At 65.6% G+C, this 24,628-nt stretch carries 21 protein-coding genes; 9 read left to right on the top strand and 12 right to left on the bottom strand.

Annotation, left to right across the window (positions count from 1 at the left end; genetic code table 11):
* Position 1: 1 nt before the first annotated feature.
* Positions 2 to 910 (top strand): peptidoglycan recognition protein family protein, encoded by a 909-nt coding sequence (locus HOP53_RS01720; RefSeq protein ID WP_234268411.1) that lies wholly within the window; start codon positions 2 to 4, stop codon positions 908 to 910.
* A gap of 33 nt (positions 911 to 943) precedes the next feature.
* On the opposite strand, the gene HOP53_RS01715 is transcribed toward HOP53_RS01720, so the two are convergent.
* Positions 944 to 1,381 carry a hypothetical protein gene (locus HOP53_RS01715; RefSeq protein WP_234268410.1) on the bottom strand — a complete coding sequence of 146 codons (438 nt, stop codon included), beginning with the start codon at positions 1,379 to 1,381 and terminating at the stop codon, positions 944 to 946.
* Between the two features lie 134 nt (positions 1,382 to 1,515).
* Between HOP53_RS01715 and HOP53_RS01710 the strand changes: the two genes are divergently transcribed.
* From HOP53_RS01710 to HOP53_RS01700, 3 genes are all read left to right on the top strand, one after another.
* A complete protein-coding gene (locus HOP53_RS01710) occupies positions 1,516 to 2,109 on the top strand; it encodes a GNAT family N-acetyltransferase (RefSeq protein ID WP_234268409.1) in 594 nt (197 codons plus the stop codon).
* A 147-nt stretch (positions 2,110 to 2,256) separates the two neighbouring features.
* Complete coding sequence (locus HOP53_RS01705) at positions 2,257 to 3,978, top strand: proline--tRNA ligase (RefSeq protein ID WP_234268408.1); 1,722 nt, start codon at positions 2,257 to 2,259, stop codon at positions 3,976 to 3,978.
* A complete protein-coding gene (locus HOP53_RS01700; RefSeq protein WP_338073283.1) occupies positions 3,938 to 4,645 on the top strand; it encodes a lytic transglycosylase domain-containing protein in 708 nt (235 codons plus the stop codon). The genes HOP53_RS01705 and HOP53_RS01700 overlap by 41 nt, the downstream gene beginning before the upstream one ends.
* A gap of 64 nt (positions 4,646 to 4,709) precedes the next feature.
* On the opposite strand, the gene HOP53_RS01695 is transcribed toward HOP53_RS01700, so the two are convergent.
* The 5 genes from HOP53_RS01695 to rfaH all read right to left on the bottom strand — a co-directional run bounded on the left by HOP53_RS01695 (position 4,710) and on the right by rfaH (position 7,858).
* Positions 4,710 to 5,867, bottom strand: a complete 1,158-nt coding sequence (locus HOP53_RS01695; RefSeq protein ID WP_234268407.1) for a GGDEF domain-containing protein — start codon at positions 5,865 to 5,867, stop codon at positions 4,710 to 4,712.
* Positions 5,834 to 6,319, bottom strand: a complete 486-nt coding sequence (locus HOP53_RS01690; protein ID WP_234268406.1) for a hypothetical protein — start codon at positions 6,317 to 6,319, stop codon at positions 5,834 to 5,836. The genes HOP53_RS01695 and HOP53_RS01690 overlap by 34 nt, the downstream gene beginning before the upstream one ends.
* A 153-nt stretch (positions 6,320 to 6,472) precedes the next feature.
* Positions 6,473 to 6,589, bottom strand: coding sequence for a cytochrome c oxidase subunit CcoM (ccoM, locus tag HOP53_RS21615; protein WP_276574612.1), 117 nt, complete (start codon positions 6,587 to 6,589; stop codon positions 6,473 to 6,475).
* Positions 6,590 to 6,746: 157 nt separating this feature from the next.
* Positions 6,747 to 7,253 (bottom strand): FKBP-type peptidyl-prolyl cis-trans isomerase, encoded by a 507-nt coding sequence (locus HOP53_RS01685; protein ID WP_234268405.1) that lies wholly within the window; start codon positions 7,251 to 7,253, stop codon positions 6,747 to 6,749.
* 62 nt (positions 7,254 to 7,315) lie between these two features.
* The gene (gene rfaH / locus HOP53_RS01680) at positions 7,316 to 7,858 is read right to left on the bottom strand and encodes a transcription/translation regulatory transformer protein RfaH (protein ID WP_234268404.1); all 543 of its coding nucleotides are present in this window, start codon (positions 7,856 to 7,858) and stop codon (positions 7,316 to 7,318) included.
* 178 nt (positions 7,859 to 8,036) lie between these two features.
* On the opposite strand from rfaH, the gene HOP53_RS01675 reads away from it, so the two are divergent.
* Positions 8,037 to 9,404 carry an AmpG family muropeptide MFS transporter gene (locus HOP53_RS01675; protein WP_234268403.1) on the top strand — a complete coding sequence of 456 codons (1,368 nt, stop codon included), beginning with the start codon at positions 8,037 to 8,039 and terminating at the stop codon, positions 9,402 to 9,404.
* An 8-nt stretch (positions 9,405 to 9,412) separates the two neighbouring features.
* On the opposite strand, the gene HOP53_RS01670 is transcribed toward HOP53_RS01675, so the two are convergent.
* Both HOP53_RS01670 and HOP53_RS01665 read right to left on the bottom strand, forming a co-directional pair.
* A complete protein-coding gene (locus HOP53_RS01670; protein WP_234268402.1) occupies positions 9,413 to 11,230 on the bottom strand; it encodes an SEC-C domain-containing protein in 1,818 nt (605 codons plus the stop codon).
* A 106-nt stretch (positions 11,231 to 11,336) separates the two neighbouring features.
* Positions 11,337 to 12,581: an ABC1 kinase family protein gene (locus tag HOP53_RS01665; RefSeq protein ID WP_234268401.1), complete on the bottom strand. Its 1,245-nt coding sequence runs from the start codon at positions 12,579 to 12,581 to the stop codon at positions 11,337 to 11,339.
* Between the two features lie 133 nt (positions 12,582 to 12,714).
* On the opposite strand from HOP53_RS01665, the gene HOP53_RS01660 reads away from it, so the two are divergent.
* The 4 genes from HOP53_RS01660 to HOP53_RS01645 all read left to right on the top strand — a co-directional run bounded on the left by HOP53_RS01660 (position 12,715) and on the right by HOP53_RS01645 (position 17,270).
* On the top strand, positions 12,715 to 14,649 hold the full coding sequence (locus HOP53_RS01660) for a DNA topoisomerase III (protein WP_234268400.1): 1,935 nt from the start codon (positions 12,715 to 12,717) through the stop codon (positions 14,647 to 14,649).
* A gap of 76 nt (positions 14,650 to 14,725) precedes the next feature.
* On the top strand, positions 14,726 to 15,631 hold the full coding sequence (locus tag HOP53_RS01655) for a ketopantoate reductase family protein (RefSeq protein ID WP_234268399.1): 906 nt from the start codon (positions 14,726 to 14,728) through the stop codon (positions 15,629 to 15,631).
* Between the two features lie 148 nt (positions 15,632 to 15,779).
* Complete coding sequence (locus HOP53_RS01650; RefSeq protein WP_234268398.1) at positions 15,780 to 16,436, top strand: hypothetical protein; 657 nt, start codon at positions 15,780 to 15,782, stop codon at positions 16,434 to 16,436.
* 174 nt (positions 16,437 to 16,610) lie between these two features.
* The gene (locus tag HOP53_RS01645; protein ID WP_234268397.1) at positions 16,611 to 17,270 is read left to right on the top strand and encodes a peroxiredoxin; all 660 of its coding nucleotides are present in this window, start codon (positions 16,611 to 16,613) and stop codon (positions 17,268 to 17,270) included.
* 116 nt (positions 17,271 to 17,386) lie between these two features.
* Here HOP53_RS01645 and ppc read toward each other — a convergent pair whose 3' ends face one another.
* The 4 genes from ppc to HOP53_RS01625 are packed head-to-tail and all read right to left on the bottom strand — an operon-like array spanning position 17,387 to position 24,627.
* Positions 17,387 to 20,035: a phosphoenolpyruvate carboxylase gene (ppc, locus tag HOP53_RS01640; protein WP_234268396.1), complete on the bottom strand. Its 2,649-nt coding sequence runs from the start codon at positions 20,033 to 20,035 to the stop codon at positions 17,387 to 17,389.
* Positions 20,032 to 20,928 (bottom strand): nucleoside triphosphate pyrophosphohydrolase, encoded by an 897-nt coding sequence (gene mazG / locus HOP53_RS01635; RefSeq protein WP_234268395.1) that lies wholly within the window; start codon positions 20,926 to 20,928, stop codon positions 20,032 to 20,034. The genes ppc and mazG overlap by 4 nt, the downstream gene beginning before the upstream one ends.
* The gene (gene relA, locus HOP53_RS01630; protein ID WP_234268394.1) at positions 20,925 to 23,201 is read right to left on the bottom strand and encodes a GTP diphosphokinase; all 2,277 of its coding nucleotides are present in this window, start codon (positions 23,199 to 23,201) and stop codon (positions 20,925 to 20,927) included. The genes mazG and relA overlap by 4 nt, the downstream gene beginning before the upstream one ends.
* 4 nt (positions 23,202 to 23,205) lie before the next feature.
* Positions 23,206 to 24,627: a TRAM domain-containing protein gene (locus HOP53_RS01625; RefSeq protein ID WP_234268393.1), complete on the bottom strand. Its 1,422-nt coding sequence runs from the start codon at positions 24,625 to 24,627 to the stop codon at positions 23,206 to 23,208.
* Between the last annotated feature and the right edge of the window lies 1 nt (position 24,628).

Genomic DNA, 24,628 nt, shown 5'->3' with positions numbered 1-24,628 from the left:
CATGCCGATACGTTGGACCGCCAGTCTCATTATCGCTCTGGCCGGCGCGTGGCTGGCCGGCTGCGCTGCACCGGAACAGCTGGAGCGGCGCAGCGGCTATGCGGTGGATCACTCCTGGGTGGCTCCCTCGCACAACAGTCGGGTGCGCCACCTGGTCATGCACTACACCGATATCGACGAGGCCGAGTCGCTGGCCGTGCTCACCGGCCCCCATGTCAGCGCCCATTACGTTCTGCCGCTGCCGCCGCGAGACCACCGCGGCATGCCGCTGGTCTATCAGTTGGTCGACGAGAATCGCCGTGCCTGGCACGCCGGCGCCAGCGCCTGGCGGGGGCGCACCAACATCAACGACACCTCCATCGGCATCGAGATCGTCAATCTCGGGCCCGACCGCCCCTATACCGAGGTGGAACGCCTGCTGGAACAGAACCCGGACGCGTCGGTGGATATCCAATGGGCACCCTATCCCGACGCCCAGATCGACGCGCTGATCGCGCTGTCGCGGGACATCATCGAACGCCACGGCATCCACCCCACCAACGTGGTGGCCCACTCCGACATCTCGCCCACCCGCAAGATCGACCCCGGCCCGCGATTCCCCTGGCGCGAACTGTACGAAGCGGGTATCGGAGTATGGCCAGAAGACGATGCGGTAGCGAGCTGGCAGGCGCGCTTCGAGGCGCAGCCGCCGGCGCTGAGCGTCTTCCAGGAGGCGCTAAGGGTATGGGGCTATCCGCTGAAAGAGACTGGCGAACTGGACCGTGAAACTCGCGCCGTGCTGCGGGCCTTCCAGATGCGCTTCCGCCCCAGCGACTATCGCGGCACGCCGGATGCGGAAACCGCCGCCATCCTCTGGGCACTGCTGGAACGCTACCGTCCCCTGGAGCTCAAGCGTTTCGAAGGGAGGTGATGGCGGCAGCCGAGACGCAAGCGATCACACCGCCTACATGGTCGCCAACCGTTCCTTGTCGTTCACTCCGGCCATGCGCACCAGCGCCAGGGCCTCGTCGAGGCTTTCCACCTCTTCGACCCGCAGCAGCTCGCTGTCGAGACGGACCCGCTTGCCGGTCTTCTCGGAAAGCAGTTTCTCGAGGGTCGGCACGTCCATGTTTTCGTCCATGATCAGGGTATCGACGCTGGCCGTGTCGTGGGTGCCGGGAAGGTAGATGGTGCCGTTGGAGAAATCCACAGCATAGGCGATCACACCGGGTACGATGAAGAACAGCAGGCCCACGCCGTTGGCGATGGCGACCACTGGGTCGATACGCCCGCTCATCTGGCCTTTGCGCTCGGGGTGGAAGACGGTGCCGCAGCCCACCAGGGCGGTGATGGAAACGCCAAGCACCAGGCCGGTCAGGGCACGACGGATCAGGATCCTCATGGAAGGGATGCTCCGCAGAAGTCGGGTTACCGGCGTCGAGGGCGATTGCCGCCCTGGGCGCCGCCATGGAGAATGGCGGGAGATTACCACAACCACGTCTGATACGAGCGTTTAGATCTTTCACGGAGGCTCACATGAGCGAGATCGGACTACATACCTGCCAGGGCAGCGCCATCGAGCCACGGCTGGAGGAGCTGGCTCATTTGCGCATCACCGTGTTCCGCGATTTTCCCTATCTCTATGACGGTAGCTTCGACTACGAGGCCGACTACCTGCGCCGTTACGCCGAGTGTCCCGACAGCCTGTTCGTGCTGGCCGAGGATGGCGATGCTCTGGTGGGGGCCGCCACGGGCATGCCGCTGGCCCAGGACGTGGCGGAGTTTCGCGCCCCCTTCGAGCAGGCCGGCTTCGATGTGAACAGCGTGTTCTACTACGGCGAGTCGGTGCTGCTACCGAGCTATCGCGGCCGCGGCATCGGCAAGGCCTTTCTCGCCAAGCGCGAGCGTCACGCCACCGAGCGTGGGTTTACCACCGTCGCCTTCTGCGCCGTGGAGCGCCCTGACGATCACCCGCTGAAACCGGCAGGCTATGTCCCCCTGCACGGCTTCTGGCGCTCTCAGGGCTACGAGCGCCACCCGGAGCTCGCCACCACCTTCCGCTGGAAAGACATCGGCGAGCCGACGGAGACCGACAAGCCAATGGTGTTCTGGCTGAAGTCGTTGGGGTGAGCCCTGTCGACGGATAAGCCCCGAGCAGCCATGCCAGGTTGAGCAACGCTTTTGCCGCCGTTCTCCGTTGGCCTTACAATGCCCCGAACGCCGCTCCCCGCGGCATCTCGACTCATGTCAGCCCACGCTGAAGGAAACGCCGGACCCATGCGCGCCACCCAACTGTTGATTGCCACCCTCAAGGAAACGCCTGCCGACGCCGAGGTCATCAGCCACCAGCTGATGCTGCGTGCCGGCATGATCCGCCGCCTGACCTCGGGCCTGTACACCTGGCTGCCAATTGGCCTGCGCACCCTACGCAAGGTGGAACGCATCGTGCGTGAGGAAATGGACCGCGCCGGCGCCCAGGAGGTGCTGATGCCGGCGGTGCAGCCCGCCGAGCTGTGGCAGGAGTCGGGCCGTTGGGAACAGTACGGCCCCGAGCTGCTGCGCCTGAAGGACCGCCATGAGCGCGACTACTGCGTCGGCCCTACCCACGAGGAGGTGATCACCGACCTGATGCGCCGCGAGCTCTCCAGCTACAAGCAGCTGCCGGCCAACTTCTACCAGATCCAGACCAAGTTCCGCGACGAGATCCGCCCGCGCTTCGGCGTGATGCGCTCGCGCGAGTTCATCATGAAGGACGCCTACTCCTTCCACTTGGATGAACGCTCTCTCAGAGAGACCTACCAGGCGATGTACGATGCGTACACGCGCATCTTCACCCGCCTGGGTCTGGACTTTCGCCCGGTGTTGGCCGACACCGGCGCCATCGGCGGCGAAAACTCCCACGAATTCCACGTGCTGGCCGACTCAGGCGAAGACGACATCGCGTTCTCCACCGAATCGGACTACGCCGCCAACATCGAGAAGGCCGAGGCACTGCCCGCCCCGCTGGGCACCAACCCCGAGCGCCCCGCGCCGAGCGAGGAACTGCGCCTGGTCGACACGCCCAATGCCAAGACCATCGCCGCTTTGGTGGAGCAGCACGGCCTGCCCATCGAGAAGACCATCAAGACCCTGATGGTACGCGCCGCCGAGGGTGGCCTGATCGCTCTGCTGGTGCGCGGCGATCACGAGCTAAACGAGATCAAGGCCGAGAACCTGCCCGAAGTGGCCGAGCCACTGACCATGGCCACGGAGGAAGAGATTCGCGCCTTGGTGGGCGCCGGCCCCGGCTCGCTGGGCCCGGTGAACCTGAACATGCCGGTCATCATCGACCGCAGCGTGGCCCTGATGAGCGACTTCGGCGCCGGTGCCAACGTCGACGGCAAGCACTACTTCGGCATCAACTGGGAGCGCGACGTGGCGCTGCCCAAGGTGGCCGACATCCGCAACGTGGTCGAGGGTGATCCCTCGCCGGATGGCAAGGGCACGCTCTCGATCAAGCGCGGCATCGAAGTCGGCCACGTGTTCCAACTGGGCAAGAAGTACTCCGAGGCGATGAACGCCACGGTGCTCGACGACAACGGCAAGGCGGCCCACACCTGGATGGGCTGCTACGGCATCGGCGTGACCCGCGTGGTGGCAGCCGCCATCGAGCAGAACCACGACTCGGCCGGCATCATCTGGCCCAATGCCATCGCCCCCTTCCAGGTGGCCCTGGTGCCCATGAACGCCCACAAGTCACAGCGCGTGCGTGAAGAGTCCGAGCGGCTCTACGAAGCGCTGACGTCAGCCGGCATCGACGTGCTGCTGGACGACCGGGACCTGCGTCCCGGAGTGAAGTTCGCCGACCAGGAGCTGATCGGCATTCCCCACCGTCTGGTGGTCGGCGATCGCGGGCTGGACAATGGCGAGCTCGAGTACAAGGGGCGGCGTGATAGTGAAGCGACCATGGTCCCGGCCGATGGCATCGTCGAATTCCTGCGCGAGCAGATCGGCGCCTGACCGACGCCTGGCCGCCGCGGTCCTGCTGGCCGCGGCCGGCCTTTTCGCCCCGCCGTTGACGGGTGAAGAGCGGCTCAGCGCAGGCGGTAGCGAGTCAACGCGCTCGGCTGACACCCTGCCCGCGGCCTTGCTGAGACCACCTGCCCAGCGCGTGCGAGTGGAGCCCGACATTCCGCCCTCGCTGCGCCAGACTCTCGACACCCTGGTTGCCGTGCCGCCCTCGCCGGATCAGGTGTGGGCGGCACGTCGCTGGATGAGCCAGATGGAACCCAAGCTCGCACGCTTCGTCCCCGACGAGGCGCTGCGTGGCGAAATGCTCACCCGCATCTACCACGAAGCACGCCTGGCCGGCCTGGCACCGGAAATCGTGCTGGCCGTCATCCAGGTGGAGAGTGCCTTTCAGCCGGAAGCCGTCTCCTCGGCCGGCGCCGTCGGGCTGATGCAGATCATGCCATTCTGGATTCGCGAGCTGGGCCGCTCCGCCGACGACCTGATGGACCCGTGGCTGAACCTGCGCTACGGCTGCACCATTCTTGCCCACTATCTCGCCGTGGAACGCGGCGACCTCACCCGCGCCCTGGCCCGCTACAACGGCAGCCTGGGCCAGACCTGGTATCCCGAGCGGGTAATGCGCGCCTGGCGCGACAACTGGTGGCTTGCACGCTGAGCCGTAATACTCCGAGCCGCGGCACCGCTCCCACCACAGATGAGCGGCCAGCGGTGGAATCGCACTAGCCGGCCAACTCACGGTTGTCCAATGCAGCCACTTGCCAGCCGTCGCGTCCTTGCTCCTTGACCTTGTATAGCGCCACGTCAGCGGCGGCATAACCTCTCTCGTACCCAGCATGGTCTGCATTGAAGCGTGCCGCCCCGACGCTGAACGTCACATGAGTGGCATGAGGGTGTGACGGATGGGGCAAGGCAGCGGCACGCAATGACTCGACGAGATTGCGGCAGCTGACATCCAGCGACTGATCATCGTCGCACGCGAACAGTACGGCAAATTCGTCGCCCCCGAGTCGGTAGAGCTGTGTTCCCTTTCCCATGGCCTGCTGGATCAATTCGACCAGGCGGCGCAGCAGGCGATCGCCATCGGGATGGCCAAGGCTATCGTTGTACTGCTTGAAATAATCGATGTCGACGAGCAGTAGCCCCATCGGCCGCCCATGCTTGGCCACGACGTCATCGTGCAGGGCACTGCGGTTGCCCACACCGGTGAGCGGGTCTCGCAGGGCTCGACTCATCCACTCGAGGCTTTCTTTTGCCGACCGGGCTGCACGACGGCGCTGCAGCTCATGCATCAGCCAAAAGCCCAGCCCGAGCACGAAGATCACCAGACTACCGGCCAGCACCTGCCCCTGGTGACGACGCGTCTTTTCGACAAATACTGCTGTGACGGCACTGCGCCGGTCCAACTGGTGCATTTCGATTCGGGTGAGACAGCGCATCGGCGCGAGTATGCTCTCTCTCAGGTTCGGGGCCGTGACAGGTTGGTTATCCTCCAGGCGCACGAGCAACTCGTCGATGGCATCGAGACTCGGCGCAGTGCAGTCGTATTCACGCCGATAAAGACCGATATCGAACAGACTGTAGGCAAGCTTGATCTGGAAATGGGCCTGCTGACGAATGTCGGCATCGTCCGGCCCCTGCAGCAAAAGGTCGAGTCCCTGCTGCAGGTAATCGCGAGCACGTGTGGCCAGTTGCTGGCCGGTGAGATTGCCAGACTGGCTGAAATAGGCATGGATCTCCGGGTAGACCCACCGGCTCTGGTAAGCGATCAGCAGCATGAGCGCAACAAAGCTCATCAGGCTGAGCCACAGCCAGCGAACGTGTCGCCACCAGGGAAGCCCCGGTTCTACCATACCGCCTCGATGCTGCGGATCATCCACACCCAGTCGTTGAAATTACGCAGATTGGCTGGATCACGGTTGCCGTAGTCACGCTCGACCAGGCGCACTGGGCCACGCTGACGAAGGCTGATCGGTTCATCATCCTGATGGGTGACGAGAATCCAGTTCGGATCGTCCCAGTCCGACAGCGTCACGTCGTAATCGTCCCAGGCCTCGAAATGCAACTGAGGTGGCACCTGGCCGAAGTGTTCGACGAGAAGGTCGCGGAAGACCAGCCCACGGATGCTGACCTCTTCGGCCAGATAAGGCTCGAAGAAACGAAACTCGACGTCGGCCTGCTCCCGCAAGGATTCGACGGAGAGCTCGATTTCCCTCTCACCGTCGTGTAGGAGCAGCGAATCGGGATTGGCCTGTACGACCGGAGACAGCAACAGCGCTCCGAGCAGCACTCCCAGGGCACGGCCGTAAACGTCGCGTCCAGACTGGAACATGATCAAGACCCCTCGTTCTTTTTCTTGCTGGAATCGATCACGCCATCGGCGTATCGTTTCGCTGGAGTCTAACACGAAAAAATGCCGGCCCAATTGGGCCGGCTACTGGGGGGAAAACTCCCCCCTCCCCTGACGACTTGCTTACAGGCTGATTCAGTGCTTGCGCTTGCGACGATGGTCGCGAATCACGAAGCCGATCCAACCTGCCATGAATGCGATCATCATCGCGACGGTTACCAGTCCGAAAATTACGGCGTCATCCCAGTACATGTCGTTTTCTCCCCGTCACTCGATGCGATGAGTTCACTCTAGCCCGTTGAAGGCAGCGGAAAACTGACCTGCATCAAATTTCGCCTCGGCCATGGCGAGTGGCGATCGACGAATTGATGCAGGTCAGTTTTTCAGGGAGATTCGTGCGAGTTCGGCCCTAGGAAAGCTTGCGATCTTCTACTTGAGAGGGCATCACATCGTCGGGCAGCGGGTGCCCCTTGGCCAGCTCGGCGCGATTCGCCTCGCGCACGCTCAGCACTTCCAGCTCGTAGCTGAGCGTCTGGCCGGCCAGCGGGTGGTTGGTATCGACCAGTACCTCGTTGTCACTGACTTCGAGCACGGTGACGATCTGAGGGCCGTCGTCGCCCGGCGTCTGGAAGCGCATGCCCGGCGTCAGTTCCAGCTCGGGAAAGGCACTGCGACCGAATGACTGTACCAGCTCCTCGTTGCGCTCACCGTAGGCGTCCTGCGGCGGCAGCGTCACGTTCAGCCTGTCGCCGGGTTCGTGGCCCGCCAGTTCGCGCTCGAGGCCGGCCATGATGTTGTCGTGGCCGTGCAGATACTCGAGGGGCCTGGCACGTGCCCTCGAGTCGTCGAGAATCTGGCCCTGGGCATCGCTCAGCACGTAATGAAGGGTCACGACCCGCTGCGGGGCGATGTTCATGGCGATCTCCTGGGCTCTGTGAGCGTTGATGGGTAGTGTCGGGGTAAAGACCGGCAGCCGGCTCAGCTACCCGGTCGCAAGCTGGCCACGGGCATCTCCAGTTGCTGCTGCCGGTTGAGCAGACTGAGCAGCACGATGGCCCGCTCATCTCCCTTGTGACTGGCAAAGACTGCCTGCAGATCCTTGAACGGCCCTTCGGTGATCTCCACCTTCTCGCCGGCACGGAAATAGACGTTGACGGCACTCTCCAGGCTCTGGGAACCCTGCTCGCGCAGCATCTCGATGAGCTCATCGTCGACCGGAAGCGGATGGTTGCCGAAGTTGACGACCCGCAGCACGCCGCGGGTCGAGCGAATCGGCCGCCAGTTGCTGGCAATGCGATCGAGGCGAATGAAAAGGTAATGAGGGAACAGCGGCTCATCCAGCCACACCAGCTTGCCGCCGCGTTTCTTCTGCACCTGCAGAATTGGGTGGAACAGTTCATAGCCCTGGTTGGCCAGATGCTGTGCGGCACGGAAGGATTCTCCGCCCTTGCACTGAACGACGTACCACCGCGGCAGGTTATCGTCCATGTCATCGATCGGCTGACGTTCGCTATGGCTCATGAAGGCCTCCTGATCGGAATTACCTGCTGGTATCGATGCCGGTGCTCTGCAACAATCGAGCGGCCGGACGATGGGTCCTCCTGGACCGTCCCCTCCGCCGAACGGCGGGTCATTCTATCATCGTTAACGGCCCCGGGCCGCCCCCTGGCCATCGTTACATCGAGGAGTATCGCCACGCATGACAATCCCTACCGCTCAGCGCAGTTGGGGTGCCGCCCTGGCCATCTACCTTCGCGCACCCGTGATCACCATGCTGTTTCTGGGTTTCTCGGCCGGGCTGCCGTTCCTGCTGGTCTTTTCCACCCTTTCCGCATGGCTGCGCAGCGATGGTATCCAGGTGGCCGCCATCGGCTTCTTCTCCTGGATCGGCATGCTCTACTCGATCAAGTTCTTCTGGGCGCCCATCGTCGACCGTCTGGCCTTGCCGGTGTTGACCCGCACCTTCGGCCAGCGCCGCGGCTGGATGCTGCTGGCCCAGGCCATGATCGCCGGCGGGCTCGTCGGCCTGTCGAGCCTCGACCCACAGCAGAACCTGGCCCTGGTGGCCGCCTTCGCTCTGCTGGTCGCCTTCGGCTCGGCGACCCAGGACATCGCCATCGACGCCTTTCGCATTGAGTCGGCGCCGGATGACATCCAGGCAGCCATGGCTTCCACTTACATCATCGGCTATCGCGGCGGCCTGCTGGCCGCCGGCGCCGGCGCCCTCTACGTCGCCTCTTGGCTCTCCTGGCAGGCAGCCTACCTGACCATGGCCCTGCTGGTCGGCGTGGGTGTGATCACGGTGTTGCTGCGCCCGGAGCCCAAGCGGCTGTCGCTCACCACCCAGTTGATCCACGAGCCCAAGGTGCGGGCCTTCATCCGGGCCAGCCGCGGCAAGCCGCGAGCGCTGCGCCGCCTGGGCGCGTGGCTGATCGGCGCGGTGATATGCCCGTTCACCGATTTCATTTCCCGTCATCGCCTCAAGGCGCTGTGGCTGCTGGTGTTCGTGGCCGTATTCCGCATCAGCGACCTGGCCATGGCATCGATGGCGAATCCGCTCTATATCGACCTGGGCTTCTCGCTGGCGACCATCGCCAACGTCACCAACGTGTTCGGCATTGCCATGAGCATCAGCGGCGGCATTCTCGGCGGACTGCTGGTAGCGCGCTACGGCATCGGGCCGATCCTGGTGCTGGGCGCGGCGGCGGCCACCCTGACCAATCTGCTGTTCGCCGCTCTGGCGCTGGCCGGCCAGAGCCTGCCGATGCTGGTGATGGCCATCGTCGGCGACAACCTGGCCAATGGCCTGGCCAGTGCGGTGTTCATCGCCTTCCTGTCGAGCCTGACCTCACGTGCCTACACCGCGACCCAATACGCGCTGTTCTCGTCGTTGATGACGCTGCCGGGCAAGTTCCTGAGTGGCTTCGGTGGGCTGGTAGTGGCTGCCGAGGGCTACGCCACCTTTTTCGTCATCGCCACCGCGCTGGGACTGCCCGCCATTGCCTTGGCGATCTGGATCAGCCGCGACAAGGATCTGGTACCGCCACCGGCACCACGGGTCGCCTGACGGGAGTTTCAGTCGTCGATCTGACTCTGCAGCCAGTCCAGCGCCCCCGCCGTGGCGCGCCACTGGTCGCGCATCAGCGTGCGGTACTGCCACGCCTCGGCGCGACTGCCGGGCTCGGCGACGTTGTCCGGGCCCATCTGAACCGGACGGGTCTGCTCGGCACAGAGCATCGGCAGCGCGTGGGGATTGTGGCGATGCACGTCGCGCAGCGCCTCGTTGGCCTCGTCGATGCGCTGCAATCGAAACAGAGCCAGCGCCCTCCCCAGGAGAATGCCCAGCACCGGCGTATCGTCGCGCTGGGTCTCGGTCACGCTCAACGCTTCACGGTCGCGCCCTTCCCGCAGCAGTTGATCCAGCACCAGTTCCTGCAAGCCCAGGCTGTCCTGGTCGTCGAGCGTCAATAGCCGCTCGGCCAGCCGCCGGGAACGCTCGCGAGCCCCCCGCTCCATGCCGACCACCAGCGCCAGCCCGGTGCGCAGCAGCACGGCGTTGTCGGCGCTGTCCCACAGAAACGGTCCCTCGCCCTCGCCGCGAATGCGCTCGAGCCAACGCTCGAGACGGTCGGAAAGCGGTTCGAACAGGCTGGGCGACATCCACGGCAGGCTGCCGAAGCGGCTGGTCAGGGCCAGGGTGAGCGACTGCACCACTCGCGGCGAATCGAGCCACTCCGGATGCGCGCAGAGTTCACGCAGCCAGTCGCCGGCCTGCAGCCAGGGGTCACCCTTGAGTCCCAGGGCGCTGTCGTCGTCCACGTCGACCTGAAAGTGCTTCTGCCAGGCAGCGAACAGGGTGTCTTCGCGAGCGCTGCTGTGATATTCCAGTTCTCCGTTCTCGGTCTTGCCAATGCTCAGCCCAGGAGCCGGAGGCAGCTCCGCCAGCAGGGCCTGCAGCGAAGCCAGCGGCTCCGCCAGGTCCTCTTCGGCGTTGAGCAACTGATCGGCCAGGGTAGCGCCCGGGTTCTCCGCCAGATCGGCCAGGAACTGCAGCTGTTCGGGCTCCAGATCGCCCTTGCGCGCCAGGCGCCGGAACCAGAAGCGAGCCCGTTCGGCGGCTTCCTCCTCGTGCCCTTCGTGCAGCAGCAGCATGGCTTCGATGTAGGCCAGGGTCGGCGAATCGGGCAGCGCCTGCTGGGCGCGCACGAAGGCGGCGCGGGCGCTGTCCAGATCGTCGCTGTCGAGGTGCATGAGACACAGGCGCTCCAGCGCCACCCCGCGCAGGAACAGCGGGCCGCGGTCGAGCACTTCATCGAGCAGCTCGGCCCGCTTGCGCGTAAAACCGCGCTCCTGGTAGAGGTCGATCAGCAGCTCGAAGGCCGGCTCGGCCTGAGCCGGCAGACGCGACCAGTCGGCGCGCTGGAACAGTGATTCGAGGATCTGTTGGGCGCGACCGCGCTGGCCGGTCTCGGCGGCGATCAGTCCCGCTTCCAGCAGTGCCTGGGCGGGTGCGTGGCCGCTCTCCAAAGCCGCCTTGAGGGTGGGTCCCTTCCAGTCGCGCAGCGAGAGCATCCACATCAGGTGATCCGGCACTTCGGCCGGCATCGCGACGGCTCCGCAGCAGTGCTTGGTCTTGCGCCCGGAGTCGCACCAGCAGGGTTCGTTGCGCCCCGGACGTGCCAGCGGCTCACAGGTAAAACCAGCGCGCTCCAGCGGGGTCTGGCTCCACAGGATGGGCGCCATGGCCTGGGCCATGGCCAGATCGCCGCCCATTAGTTCGGCGCCCTCCTCGCGCGCCCAGGCCATGAACGCCGGATAGCGCTCTTCCTCTCGGATGGCTGCCAAGGCACCCGAAGCAAAACCCAGCAGCTGCTCGACCCATACTGCCAGCATTCACTCTCTCCGCCAGTTCAAAATGGCGCATATAGTAACAGGGAAGCGTGACTCGGTGTTGTGCGCAAGAAGCGCTCGCAACCGTCCCGGGTCCCGATCCCGGATCTCAACGGCGCGCCCATTCCAGCAGCGGCCGGGTGCGGGCGTGCATGTCCAGGCGGGCTCCCAGGCGCACCAGGTTCCAGTAGTGCCCGTTCAAGGTGCGCGAGAGCAGCAGCACGTCGGCAGGCGGCTGCAGGCGATCCATGGCCGCCCACACCTTAGGCGTGAGATCGCGCAAGCGGCGATGCACTCTGACATCCGAAAAGTCCTGAGGGCCAGGCTCGAACAGCGGCGCCACGGCCTCAGCGGATTCACGATACAGCGCCAGCGGCGCCCCCTGCCCCTGGCGTCCACCCAGCCGGCGCAGGGCATCGTCCATCGCCATGGGGTCGCCGGCCAGGGTGGCATCGAGCAGTTGCATCATGGCGCGGAGATGCGCTTCCGGTACCGGGATCACCGCTCCCAGGTCGTAGATCACCAGCCGGCCATCGGCGGTCACGGCAAAGTTGCCGGCATGCGGGTCGGCATGCAGTTCACCATGGGTGAACAGCTCTTCGGTGAGCCAATCGGCAAGCGTTGCGGCTACGCGCTGGCAGATCGCATCATCGGCCTTCTCCAGCTCGCGCAGCGGCGTGCCGGCCACGTAACGCATGGCCAGTACCCGCGGCCCGGAAAGGTCGGGCAGCGGCTCGGGGATGAGCAATCCATCAAGATGGGCATAGCGCTGACGATAGCGTGCCAGCGCATCAGCCTCGGCATGGTAGTCGAGCTCGCCGCGCAGACTGGCGGCAAGCTCCTCGAACAGCGCATCCAGGCGTACCTGGGGCACCTTCAGCCAGCGCCCCAGCCGCAAGATGCGTCGCAGCTGGGCCAGATCGCCTTCCAGGATCTCGGACAGTCCCGGGTACTGCACCTTGAGCACCAGAGTCTCGCCGGCATGGGTGACTGCGCGATGCACCTGCCCCATCGAAGCACTGGCAAAAGGCCGTGTCTCGACCTCGCGGAAGTGACGCTCCAGGTCACCGTACTGCGCCTCCAGGGTGCGGCGAATGCCCTCCCAGGGCATCGGCTCGGCCTGGCGCTGCAGCCGGGCCAGCTCCTCGGCGAGATCCGGTGGCAGCAGGTCGTCCCACTGGGCCACGATCTGGGCCAGCTTCATGGCCGGCCCCTTGAGCTCGGAGAGACCGTCGAACAGCGCCTCGCCCAGGGCACGCCAGTCGGCTTCGCCCCCCAGACGACTGCGCAGAAAGGCGCCGCCGGTACGCGCACCGAGACCGAAAAGCCGCCTCGTCCTTCCTCGCTCACGCATGTGGATGCTCTCCTGGCCTTTGCTGCCGAACCACGATACAGGAACTGTACAGCTTTTTGGCGCACGACATCTGGTCTTGCCGTCGGGTTACTGTAAGAATATCCATAAACGAACTCCCGAGTCCGAGTCTTTCATGCGCCTGATCATTGCCGAGAAACCCAGCCTCGCCCGAGCCATCGCCGACGCCCTGCCGGGCGACACTAAGCGTGAGGACGGTGCCCTGCGCGGCAACGATACCGTCGTCACCTGGTGCCTGGGCCACCTGCTGGAGCAGGCACCGCCCGATGCCTACGATAGCGCCTACAAGCAGTGGCGGCTGGACCATCTGCCAATCCTGCCGGCCAGGTGGAAGCTAGCACCGCGCGCCAAGGCCAGAAGCCAGCTCGCCGTAATTCGCAAGCTGCTCAAGCAGGCCCGCGAGGTGGTACATGCCGGCGATCCGGACCGCGAAGGCCAGCTGCTGGTGCAGGAAGTGATCGAATACCTGGGCTGGAAGGGGCCGGTGGCGCGTCTGCTGGTCAACGACCTCAACCGGCCTGCGGTACAGCGCGCCTTGTCCCGCCTGGAGGACAACGCCCGCTATCAGCCGCTCTATCGCGCCGCCGAATCACGCTCTCGGGCCGACTGGCTGTACGGCATCAACCTGACCCGCGCCTGGACCCTGACCGGCCGCCAGGCCGGCCACGACGGCGTGCTCTCGGTGGGCCGCGTGCAGACCCCGGTGCTTGGCCTGGTGGTACGCCGTGATGCCGAGATCCGCGACTTCAGGCCCTACCCCTTTTACGTGCTGTGGGCCGATCTCGCGGTCGCCAACGGCAGCCTGCGCGCCTGGTGGCAGCCCGGCGAGCAGCAGTGTCTCGACGAGCAGGGCCGCCTGCTAGAGCGCCCCCCGGCCGAGGCGCTGGCAGCACGTCTGCCAGGCGCCGAGGGGCGCCTGACGTCGCTCGAGAGTCGCCAGAAATGCCAGGCCGCCCCGCTGCCCTACTCGCTCTCGGCACTGCAGGTGGACGCCGCACGGCGTTTCGGGCTCTCCGCCCAGGCGGTACTGGATATCTGCCAGCGGCTCTACGAACGCCACAAGCTGATCACCTATCCACGTTCGGACTGTCGCTACCTGCCCGAAGAGCACCTGGCCCAGGCGCGCGCCACCTTGACCGGCGCCTGCGCCCAGGACGAGACGCTGCGCGGCTGGCTCGTCGGTGCCGATTTCACGCTGCGCTCCAAGGCCTGGGACGACAGGAAGGTCGGCGCCCACCACGCCCTGGCGCCGACCGGCAAAGCGGCCGAGCTCGCACGCCTGGAGCGTGCCGAGGCCGACGTGTTCCGTCTGATCGCCCGCAACGTGCTGGCCCAGTTCTACCCGCCGCTGATCGCTCGCGAGGTGAAGGCGGAATTCACCATTCTGGGCGAGCGCTTCCGCGCCAGCGGGCAGGAGCTGCTGCAGCCGGGCTGGAAGCCGCTCTTCACCACCCGCGACGAAGCCCCGCCGCTGCCGCCCCTCAGCGAGGGGGAAAGCTGTCGGGTCACGGCAAGCGCAGTGGAAGATCGTGAGACTCGCCCGCCGGAGCCCTTCACCGATGCCAGTCTGATCAAGGCGATGATGAACATTGCCCGCTACGTCGATGACCCCGAGGTCAAGCGCACCCTGCGCGAGCACGACGGCCTGGGCACCGAAGCGACCCGCGCCGGGATCATCGAGACGCTGATCGAACGCGGCTATCTGGTACGCCAGAACAAGGCGCTGCGCGCCACTCGCCTGGGCAGTGGTCTGATCGCTTCCCTGCCCGAGGCCGCGAGCCGTCCCGAGCGCACGGCGCTGTGGGAGCAGCGCCTGACGGCGATTGCCGAACGCGACGACGACCCGGCCCCCTTCCTCAGCGCTCTCGTCGAAGACCTGCGCGGCCTGCTGAGCAAGGCCGACTCGCAGCGGCTGCGCCAGGCCATGGCCGCGGCCCAGGGCGAGGCAGCGACCGGCTCGCGTAGCCACCGACGCAAATCGTCCGGCAAGCCGCGGCGTAGCCGAGCGGCGTCGACACGAGGGCAACGCAAGCCACGCACCAAGGCTTAGCCGTGCCTGACACGTCGGGCTGGCATGACTCGGCAAGCCATCGGTATGCTGCCGTATTCCATCAATGAGGCGCACCATGAACGAGCAAACTCACCTGGTCGTCGGCCCCGGCGCCCTGGGCCGGCTCGTGGCCCTGCACCTGGCGGGCGTGGCGCCGGTCACAGTTGCCGGACGGCGGGCCCTGCCCGCGACGCAGATGCTCGTCACGCCGGAAGGCATGCGGCGCCCCGTGCCGCTGGACATGACCACCCTGGCGGAGCTGCCGCCGCTGGCGCCGGCGTATCTGCACCTGACCACCAAGGCCTACGACGCCCAGGCGGCTTATGAGAGCGCCATGGCCCGGCTCACCGGCACCCCGATTCTGGTGTTGTGGCAGAACGGCTATCAGGTCCAGCCCGAACTTCAGCGCCGCCACCCGGGGCCCGTGCTGTGCGCCTCCACCACCGAGGGTGCCTGGCTGACCGGCGACGAGGGCGTGACCCATGCCGGACGCGGCATCACCTACCTCGGCGATCTGACCGGCCGCCATACCGAATGCGGCCGTCAGCTCGCCGCCACGCTGAATCGCGCGGGCCTGGCCGCCGAGGCGGTGACGGACATCGAGACGCGGCTCTGGCACAAGCTGGCGATCAATGCAGCGATCAACCCCCTGGTGGCACGCTACCGTGTCCGCAACGGTCAGCTGCGCGACCGGCCGTTTCGCCCCATGGTGGAGCGTGTCGTCGACGAGGTGGCCGCGGTCATGGCGAAAGTAGGCGCATCTCCACCCCCGGGTGGGTGGCACGCAATGGTATGGCAGGTGATCGAGGGCACCGCCAACAATCGCGCCTCGATGCTGCAGGACGTGCTCGCAGGCAGACCGACCGAACGCGACGCCATACTCGGGCCGCTGCTCGCTGCCGCCCACGAGCATGGCCTCGATACGCCTTGTCTCGAGGATCTCGACGGCTACCTGGCAAGCGTCTCGGTTACGCTGCGTTGAAGCCCGGCCTGGCGAGACTAATGGCATACTGCTAGGCTTTTATGGGGATCCCCGAAGGCATGCCGCATGATCTTGCGAAGTAAGCCTGATGCGATCGAGCCTGAGGTATCACCACTGATTCACTGCACAGGGAAATGGATCTGAAAACATGAAGGCGTGTTTCAGAGGTGCCGTGGCCATGGCCGCCTGCCTGACGCTGTTGCCACTGTCGGCAATAGCGGATAACGGTATGTCCGTTGCGGACGAGCCTCTGGCCTACTCCCATGCCTCCTTCGATCTCCTCGCCGCCCTGTCCCATGCTCCGTTGAGCACACCCGCATACGCCGGCAAGACCAGCGACCTGATGTACCTCGACAACGGTGTCGTGCTGGAGGGCAGCGACCTGCACTCGCCGGATGGCTACACCTCCGGCTTTCGGGTGACAGCGGGCTTCTCGCCGACCAACCTCCCGCGGCTCGACCTGGGAGCTGAAATCACCTATCGCGAAAGCGACGAAGTTCCCACCCGCCTCGCCGACCAGTCCCTGCTGGTCAATACCACGACCCTGGGCGGCAGTCTGGTGGCAGGCGTGCGACTGGGGCAACTGGGCCTCTACGCCAAGTCCGGCTTCGCCGAATGGGAAGGCGATCCGGTAACACAGAGCGAATCGCTTTATACGGCGACCACGGGTACCGCAAGAATTCAAGGCTTCGGCGCCCGGCTGCAGCACAATCGCTTGGTCAGCAGGCTCGAGATCGAAGAGATCGACGCTCCTAACATGGCGCACCTAAATCTCATCACCGCCTCGCTGCACTACGCCTTCTAACCTCCATACGCCTTCTGAGCGCACATGCCTCTGCCTCCTCAGGCTAGCTCTTTGCCTGAGTGTCGCCCCCTGTACTCATCACCTGCGCTTCTTCCATGTGTGTCCTATATTCAAGCAGCGTCCGCATGGGGCCATGCGACGCCTATCTCGAACCCATGATCCTGGAGCACGACGATGAGTCTCAGAATCGGCGACACCGCGCCCGACTTCACGGCGCAAACCACCCAGGGCACCTTGAATTTCCATGAGTGGATCGGCGACAGCTGGTGCATTCTGTTCTCGCATCCCAAGGACTTCACCCCGGTCTGTACTACGGAGCTGGGCTTCATGGCCAAGCTCAAGCCCGAGTTCGACAAGCGCAATACCAAGATCGTCGGCCTCTCGGTGGATCCGGTCGACAATCATGCCGCTTGGGCCAAGGACATCGAGGAAACCCAGGGCACCGCTCCCAATTACCCCATGATCGGCGACGACAAGCTTGAAGTGGCCAAGCTCTACGACATGCTCCCCGCCGAGGAGCCGGGCAGCGCCGAAGGCCGCACGCCGGCCGACAACGCCACGGTGCGCGCGGTGTTCATTATCGGGCCGGACAAGAAGATCAAGGCGATGCTGATCTACCCGATGACCTCGGGCCGCGACTTCAACGAAGTGATGCGCCTGCTCGACTCGGTGCAGCTCAATGCCAAGCACACCGTGGCCACGCCGGTGAACTGGCGTCCCGGCGACGACGTGATCATTCCGCCCTCGGTTAGCGACGAGGAGGCCAGGAAGAAGTACCCCGAGGGGTTCACCACCATCAAGCCCTATCTGCGCACCGTCAAGCAGCCCCGCTGAGCCTCTCTTTCGCTACCCGCATAGCACGATCGCCCCGGTTAAGCCGGGGCGATCGTCATGAAGCTGCTTTTCGACAAAGAATGGCCTCGACAAAGCATGGCCAAGCGCAGTGACTGTTAGCCCGTGTTGCGCAGGCCCGCGGCGATGCCCGCCATGGTGACCATCAGGGCACGCGAGAGCTCACCGCTGATGGCTCCGTCGGCATCGCGGTTACGCTGCAGCAGCTCCGCCTGAAGGCCGTGCAACGGATCGATGTACGGGTTGCGTACCTCGATGGCCTGACGGATCAGCGGCGTCTGCTCCAGCAGTTGCGGCTGGTCGAGGATGGTCAGCAGCACCGACTGCAGCCGGGTGAAGCGTTCGCGCAGCTGAGCGCCCAGTTCCTTGAGAGCAGGCTCGTCGACCAGACGCTGCTCGTAGTAGGAAGCGATGCCCACATCCGCCTTGGCCAGCAGCATCTCGAGCATGTCGAGATAGGTGCCGAAGAAGGGCCAACGGTCGCGCATCTCGCGCAGCACCTCGAGCCCTCCCTCCTCTTCCAGACGGGTACCGAAGGCCTCCCCGCTACCCAGCCAGGCCGGTAGCATCAGGCGGATCTGGGTCCAGGCGAAGATCCAGGGAATCGCTCGCAGCGTCTCGACGCCGCCGTCCTGACGGCGCTTGGTCGGGCGTGAGCCCAGCGGCAGATGTCCCAGCACGCCCTCCGGCGTCACCGCGCGGAAGTAAGGCACGAAATCGGGGTCCTCACGCACCACGCCGACATAGGCCTGATGGGCGAGTTCGGCCAGGCGGTCCATCTCCTCGCGCCAGTGAGCCTCCGGCGCTGGCGGCGGCAGCAGCGTCGCCTCGAGCACAGCACAGGCGTAGATCTCCATGGAACGCAGGGCAATGTCAGGCTGGCCGAACTTGAAGCGGATCATCTCGCCCTGCTCGGTGACCCGCAGGCTGCCGTTCACCGAGCCCGGCGGCTGCGACAGAATTGCCGCATAGGCCGGACCGCCGCCACGGCCGACGGCGCCGCCGCGGCCATGGAACAGGGTAAGCGCAACACCGTGGCTGCGGCATACCTCCACCAGGCGCTCCTGGGCGCGATACTGAGCCCAGGCAGCCGCCAGCTGGCCGGCGTCCTTGGCCGAATCGGAATAGCCGATCATCACTTCCTGACGGTCGCCGACCAGCGCCCGGTAGCCCGGCAACGCCAGCAGGCGGTCGACTACGTCGCCGGAGCGGTTGAGATCGTCCAGGGTCTCGAACAGCGGCGCGATAGGCAGCGAGACGACGCCCCCCACCTCCTTCATCAGCAGCGCGACCGTGAGCACGTCGGAGGGTTGGCCGGCCATGGAGATGATGTAGGTACCGAGCGCTTCGGACTGCTCGTTGGCGATGACCAGGAAGGTGTCGAGCACTTCGCGGGTCTCTGGCGAGCACTCCCAGCGGCGCGGAATCAGGGGGCGCCGCGACTCCAGCTCGGCGAGCAGGAAGGCCTGGCGTTGCTCCTCGCTCCACTCGCGATAGTGACCGAGCCCGAGGGTCTGGGTCAGTTCCTCCATGACCATGGCGTGCCGGCTCGCCTCCTGACGAATGTCGAGCTTGGTCAGGGTCACGCCGAATACCGCCACTCGGCGCAGGGTATCGAGCAGTGCACCATTGGCGATGGTGTCGAGTCCCACGTCGCACAGCGAGCGGTAGCAGGTGAGCAGCGGTGCATAGAGCTGATCGCTGCTCTCGATGATCGCGCCACCCTCGTAGCTGCGCCCGTCGAGCTGCGCCTTGGCCCAGTCGCGGGTGGCCTCGACCCGCTGCAGCAGACGCTTGAGCAGCTCGCGATAGGGTTCGGCCACGTTGCCCACCTCGGCCCGCAGCGCGCTGTTGCACTTCCACATGGACAGCTCGGCCTTGAGCTGTTCGAGGTCTCGCAGATAAAGATCGGCCGCCATCCAGCGCCCCAGCAGCAGCACCTCCCGGGTGACTTTGGAGGTCACGTTGGGGTTGCCGTCTCGGTCGCCGCCCATCCATGAAGCGAACACGATCGGCGCGGCATCCAGCGGCAGGCGCTCACCGGCGGACTCCAGCAGCAGGCTGTCGAGGTCGCGATGGAACGCCGGCACCGCCTGCCATAGCGAGTTCTCGATCACCGCGAAGCCCCACTTCGCCTCGTCCACCGGCGTGGGTCGCTCATGACGAATCTCGTCGGTATGCCAGGCCTGGCTGATCAACTCCTCGAGGCGTCCACGGGCGCGGCTGGCACGCTCGGGATAGTCCAGCGACGATTCGATCACGGTAAGGCAGTCGTCAATGGCGTCGTACTTCTGGATCAGGGTGCGGCGTATGACCTCGGTGGGGTGGGCGGTAAGCACCAGCTCGACACGCATGCTGGCCAGGCTCTCGACCAGCTTGCGCGGCGTGTGGCCGGCGCCGCGGGCCCGCTGCAGCAACTCGGAGAGTACCGGCTGAGAGCCCGGCTTGTAGTCCTCCACGCGGCGAAAGCGTGCCCGGTAGTGCTGCTCGGCGATGTTGGCCAGGTTGAGGAACTGGTTGAAGGCGCGGGTGACCGGCAGCAGATCGCGGTCCGGCAGCTTGCGCAGGTATTCGATCAGCTCACGGCTGCTCTGCACATCACCCTGTCGGCCGCTCTTGGCCAGGCCGCGGATGGCCTCGATACGGTCGACGAAGCCCTTGCCCAGGTCGTCGGCAATGGTGCGGCCCAGGCTGTCACCGAGAATGCGTACGTTGTCGCGTAGGGATTCGTGCAGATCGCCGCTCATGGTCGATCTCCTCCTGAAGACGGTTCTGGTGGTTCGGCAGATATCGGGGAAAGGTTGTGCTCGAGCCGCTTGGCCTCCTGCCAATGCCGCTCCATGGTAGCCAGGTCGACGTCGCGGGTGGTCATGCCACGCTCGGCCAGGGCACGCTCCACGTGGCGGAAGCGGCGTTCGAACTTGGCATTGGTGTCGCGCAGGCACTGCTCGGGGTCGGCTTTGAGGGTGCGCGCCAGATTGGTCACGGCAAACAGCAAGTCACCCACTTCCTCCGCCGCATGGCGCCGATCACCCTCGGCCAGGGCCTGCTCGACCTCGTCGAGCTCCTCGCGAATCTTGGCGATCACCCCCGTGGCGTCGGGCCAGTCGAAGCCGACCCGGGCCGCGCGTTTGGAAAGCTTGGCGGCACGCGACAGCGCCGGCAGCGTACGCGGCACATCGTCGAGCACCGACACGCCGGCCTCGGTATCGGCACGCTCGGCGCGCTCCGCCGCCTTGAGCGATTCCCAGCGACTGTTGACTTGCCGGGTCTCGACCTCCTCGGCGCTGACGCCGGGTGGCCGCCGCGAAGCCAGGGTGCCGTCGGGAAACACATGCGGATGACGGCGTATCATCTTGGCCGTCAGGGTATCCACCACGTCGTGAAAATCGAAGCGCCCCTCTTCATCGGCGAACTGGCTGTAATACACCACCTGGAACAGCAGGTCGCCGAGTTCGCCGGGCAGCTCGTCCCAGGCACAGCGCTCGATGGCATCGGCCACCTCGTAGGCTTCTTCCAGGGTATGCGGCACGATGCTCTGCCAGTCCTGCTTGAGGTCCCACGGGCAGCCCTGCGCCGGGTCGCGCAGCACCGCCATCAGCGTCAGCAGGTCGTCGATGCCGTGGCGATTCTCGCTCATGCGCCGCTCCCCTTGCGCTTCATTCCCTTGGCCCCGGTGCGCAGGCGCTGCACCTCGATCACGTTGGAGAGCTGCTGGATGCGCGAGAAGAGCCGCCCCAGGGTTTCCAGACCATCGACTTCCACGGTGATGCGCATGCGGGCAATGCCGTCGCTGGTGTCGGTCAGGGTGTTGACCGACAGCACGTTGACCTTCTCGTTGCTGAGGATGCCGGTCACGTCGCGCAACAGGCCGGAGCGGTCCCAGGCCTGGATCTCGATGTCCACCGGGTACTGAGTGCGCGCGCGCTGGCCCCACTCCACCTCGATGACCCGCTGGGGTTCGTCGATGCGCAACTGCAGGATGTTGGGGCAGTCCTGGCGATGCACGGTGACGCCGCGGCCCTGGGTGATGAAGCCGACGATCGGCTCGCCGGGCACCGGGTGGCAGCAGTTGGCCATGCTGGTCTTGAGATTGCCCACGCCGAGCACGGTGATGTCGCTGCTGCCGCCCTTGGCCTGGTCGCGCTTGGGCTTGGCCAGCAGACGGTCGAGCTGCTCCTGATCGTCGGTCTCACCGAACAGCTGCTGGGCCTGATGCAGCACCTGGCCGATGCGCAGGTCGCCCGCACCCAGGGCGGCGTACATGTCCTCGGGCGTGGTGTAGTTGACCTTGTTGGCCAGGGTCTCTAGATCCATGTCCTCCACGTCGAGGCGGCGCATCTCGCGCTCGAACAGCGCCTTGCCCTCTTCCACGTTCTGCTCGCGGGCCTGGTGCTTGAACCACGACTGAATCTTGGCCCGAGCCCGCGAGGTGCGCACGTAGCCGAGGCTAGGGTTGAGCCAGTCGCGACTGGGCCCACCCTTGCTGGCGGTGAGGATCTCGACCTGCTGGCCGGTCTTGAGCTTGTAGGTGAGCGGCACGATGCGCCCGTCGATCTTGGCCCCACGGCAGCGGTGACCGACCTCGGTATGCACGCGGTAGGCGAAGTCGATGGGCGTGGCGACACGCGGCAGGTCGATGACGTGGCCGTCCGGGGTAAAGACGTAGATGCGATCCGGTGCCACATCGCTGGAGAGCCCTTCGCGCAGGTCGCCGAAGTCGCCCACCTCGTCCTGCCACTCGAGCACCTGACGCAGCCAGGCGATCTTCTCCTCGTAGCTGGAGCTCTTGCCGCCGGTATCGTGGCCCTTGTAGCGCCAGTGGGCGCAGACGCCCAGCTCCGCCTCGTCGTGCATGGCGAAGGTGCGGATCTGGATCTCCAGCACCTTGTTCTCGGGCCCCAGCACGGCGGTGTGCAGCGACTGGTAGCCGTTCTTCTTGGGGTTGGCGATGTAGTCGTCGAACTCATTGGGGACATGGTGCCAGCGTGAGTGCACCAGCCCCAGCACGGTATAGCAGTCGGTTACCTCGGGCACCAGGATACGGACGGCGCGTACGTCATTGACCTGGGAGAAGTCGATGCGCTTGCGCTTCATCTTGCGCCAGATCGAATAGATGTGCTTGGCGCGGCCGTTGACCTCGTACTCGGTGATGCCCTGGGATTCCAGCATGCCCTTGAGGGTTTCGACCACGTCGTGGATGTAGCGGTCGCGATCCAGGCGCTTCTCGGCCAGCTGGCGGGCAATCGCCTTGTAGTCGTCCTCGTGCAGATAACGGAACGAGAGATCCTCGAGCTCCCACTTGACCTGGCCGATGCCCAGGCGATGGGCCAGCGGCGCGTAGATGTCGAACACCTCGCGGGCCACTTGCAGACGCTTCTCGCGGGGAGCGTCCTTGACCTGACGCAGGGCGCAGGTCCGCTCGGCGATCTTGATCAATGCCACGCGCACGTCGTCGATCATGGTTACCAGCATCTTGCGCAGGTTGTCCTGCTGGTCGTGCTGCACCAGGCCCTGACTGGGAATCTGGGCGTTGCTGATGGCGGCCATCTGCAGCACACCGGCAATCAGCTCGGCCACCTCCTTGCCGAACTGCCGGGCAACGGCATCGATGGAGATCAGCCCTTCACGTACGGCACGATAGAGCACCGCCGCCTCCAGCGCCGCTTGATCGAGCTTCAGCAGAGCCAGAATGTCGGCCATCTCCAGGCCCATGCGATAGGTGGTGTCGCGAGGCAGCCAGGCCTTGTGGGGGCGGTCCGCCTCCATGGCAAGACGTTTGGTGAGTTCGCAAGCCTCGCGCATCTCGTCGGGATCGCGCAGCTTGACGTCTTCCTGCAGCCGCTCCAGCCAATGGCCGATATCGACGTCGCCATCGTCGGTCAGCGGCTGGTCGTCGCGGACTTTTACCATCTTGTCAGACTCCTTGCGATGACGGCTGGCCTGCACCATGTTCGAGCAGGAGCAGGGTCTCCAGGTGCGAAGTGTGCACGAACATGTCGGCTACCATCGCCTGAACGATGCCATAACCGCCATGCACGAGCCGTGCCGCATCGCGCGCCAGCGTGGCAGGGTCACAGGCAATGTAGACCAGCTTCGGCACCGGGCGTTCGGCCAAGGCGCGACATACCGCATCGGCTCCGTCCCGGGGCGGGTCCAGCACCACGATATCCGGCGCCAGGCGCGCCAGCAGCTCCGCCACGGAGGCTTCATCGTTCAAGTTAGCCTGGTGCGCCTCCAGTTCGAGCGCACTATCCCGCGCGTTGGCTTCGAGTCGAGCCACCATGGCGGGATTGCCCTCCACCGCCGTGACGCGGGCGCCGTCGGCGGCCAACGGTAGGCTGAAGTTGCCGATGCCGGCAAACAGATCCAGCACGCGCTGACCGCTGGCGGGGGCCAGCCACTCCCGCACAGTACGCACCATCCCACGATTGATCTCTGCGTTGACCTGAACGAAGTCACCCGGCGCGAAGCTCAAGCGCAGCTCGGCCTCGTCGAGCGGCAGCCGGTAGCTGAGCGATGCCGGCGCCCCCAGCCATTCGAGGGTGGGCTCGTCACGCCCCAGCAGACGCGCGACGACGACGTCATTGGCTTGGCCGAACTCCCGCCAATGCTGCAGGTCGGCAGGGTTCTCGCGCAGTTGGCGAACCACCACCACGCGGGCCGAGTCGGCGGCGATCAGCTCCAGGTGGCCCACCAGTCGCGGCGCCTCGAGCTCGCGCAACTGAGCCCGAAGCGGCAAGAGCAGGGCCGCAAGCTCGGGAACGAGCACCTCGCAGGCCTGGATATCGACCAGACGGCTGGCATGCCGGGCACGAAAGCCCAGATGCACGTCGCCCTGGGCGTCCACCTTGACGCCCAGACGCGCACGGCGCCGGTAACCCGAGGGCTGTCCCGCCAGCAGACGAACGGGGTGAGCGAGCTCGATGCCCTCTCGGCCGAGAAGGTCGGTGAGTACATCGCCCTTGTGGCGACGCTGCGCCGCCACCGCCAGATGCTGCATGTCGCAGCCACCGCACTGGCCGTAATGGATACAAGGCGGCGTGACCCGCTCAGGCGCGGGCTCGAGCAGCGTGCGTATATGGGCTTCGTCGAAGCGCTTGCGGGTACGGTGCACCGCCACCTCGACACGCTCGCCCGGCAGCGCCCCTTCGACGAACAGCGTCTTGCCAGCGGCGCTGCGAGCCACGCCTCGGCCATCGTGGGCCAGACGTTCTATGCTCACTGCCTCGCCGTCGGCTTCGGGCTCAGCCGGACGCTGGGCTTCGGTGTGTCGCTTGTGCAGCCCTGAGACACCGGAACGCTGGCGTGCCGGTCGCCGCTTGCCAAGCAGTGCCAAC

It is taken from the genome of Billgrantia ethanolica (genome assembly GCF_021404305.1).
GTDB lineage: Bacteria > Pseudomonadota > Gammaproteobacteria > Pseudomonadales > Halomonadaceae > Halomonas > Halomonas ethanolica.
The sequence above is the reverse complement of the archived record's forward strand: the minus strand, read 5'-3'. Positions and strand labels throughout refer to the sequence as shown.

Bases quoted from the DNA above. Each gene is read 5' to 3' on its own strand.
- HOP53_RS01690 (WP_234268406.1), bottom strand. From the start codon at position 6,319: ATGTTCCAGTCTGGACGCGACGTTTACGGCCGTGCCCTGGGAGTGCTG.
- ppc (WP_234268396.1), bottom strand. From the start codon at position 20,035: ATGAGCGGCGATCTGCACGAATCCCTACGCGACAACGTACGCATTCTC.
- HOP53_RS01665 (WP_234268401.1), bottom strand. From the start codon at position 12,581: ATGCGTGAGCGAGGAAGGACGAGGCGGCTTTTCGGTCTCGGTGCGCGT.
- HOP53_RS01675 (WP_234268403.1), top strand. From the start codon at position 8,037: ATGACAATCCCTACCGCTCAGCGCAGTTGGGGTGCCGCCCTGGCCATC.
- relA (WP_234268394.1), bottom strand. From the start codon at position 23,201: ATGGTAAAAGTCCGCGACGACCAGCCGCTGACCGACGATGGCGACGTC.
- HOP53_RS01645 (WP_234268397.1), top strand. From the start codon at position 16,611: ATGAGTCTCAGAATCGGCGACACCGCGCCCGACTTCACGGCGCAAACC.
- HOP53_RS01660 (WP_234268400.1), top strand. From the start codon at position 12,715: ATGCGCCTGATCATTGCCGAGAAACCCAGCCTCGCCCGAGCCATCGCC.
- HOP53_RS01650 (WP_234268398.1), top strand. From the start codon at position 15,780: ATGAAGGCGTGTTTCAGAGGTGCCGTGGCCATGGCCGCCTGCCTGACG.
- HOP53_RS01685 (WP_234268405.1), bottom strand. From the start codon at position 7,253: ATGAACATCGCCCCGCAGCGGGTCGTGACCCTTCATTACGTGCTGAGC.
- HOP53_RS01705 (WP_234268408.1), top strand. From the start codon at position 2,257: ATGCGCGCCACCCAACTGTTGATTGCCACCCTCAAGGAAACGCCTGCC.
- rfaH (WP_234268404.1), bottom strand. From the start codon at position 7,858: ATGAGCCATAGCGAACGTCAGCCGATCGATGACATGGACGATAACCTG.
- HOP53_RS01715 (WP_234268410.1), bottom strand. From the start codon at position 1,381: ATGAGGATCCTGATCCGTCGTGCCCTGACCGGCCTGGTGCTTGGCGTT.
- HOP53_RS01670 (WP_234268402.1), bottom strand. From the start codon at position 11,230: ATGCTGGCAGTATGGGTCGAGCAGCTGCTGGGTTTTGCTTCGGGTGCC.
- HOP53_RS01710 (WP_234268409.1), top strand. From the start codon at position 1,516: ATGAGCGAGATCGGACTACATACCTGCCAGGGCAGCGCCATCGAGCCA.
- HOP53_RS01700 (WP_338073283.1), top strand. From the start codon at position 3,938: ATGGCATCGTCGAATTCCTGCGCGAGCAGATCGGCGCCTGACCGACGC.
- HOP53_RS01655 (WP_234268399.1), top strand. From the start codon at position 14,726: ATGAACGAGCAAACTCACCTGGTCGTCGGCCCCGGCGCCCTGGGCCGG.
- mazG (WP_234268395.1), bottom strand. From the start codon at position 20,928: ATGAGCGAGAATCGCCACGGCATCGACGACCTGCTGACGCTGATGGCG.
- ccoM (WP_276574612.1), bottom strand. From the start codon at position 6,589: ATGTACTGGGATGACGCCGTAATTTTCGGACTGGTAACCGTCGCGATG.
- HOP53_RS01720 (WP_234268411.1), top strand. From the start codon at position 2: ATGCCGATACGTTGGACCGCCAGTCTCATTATCGCTCTGGCCGGCGCG.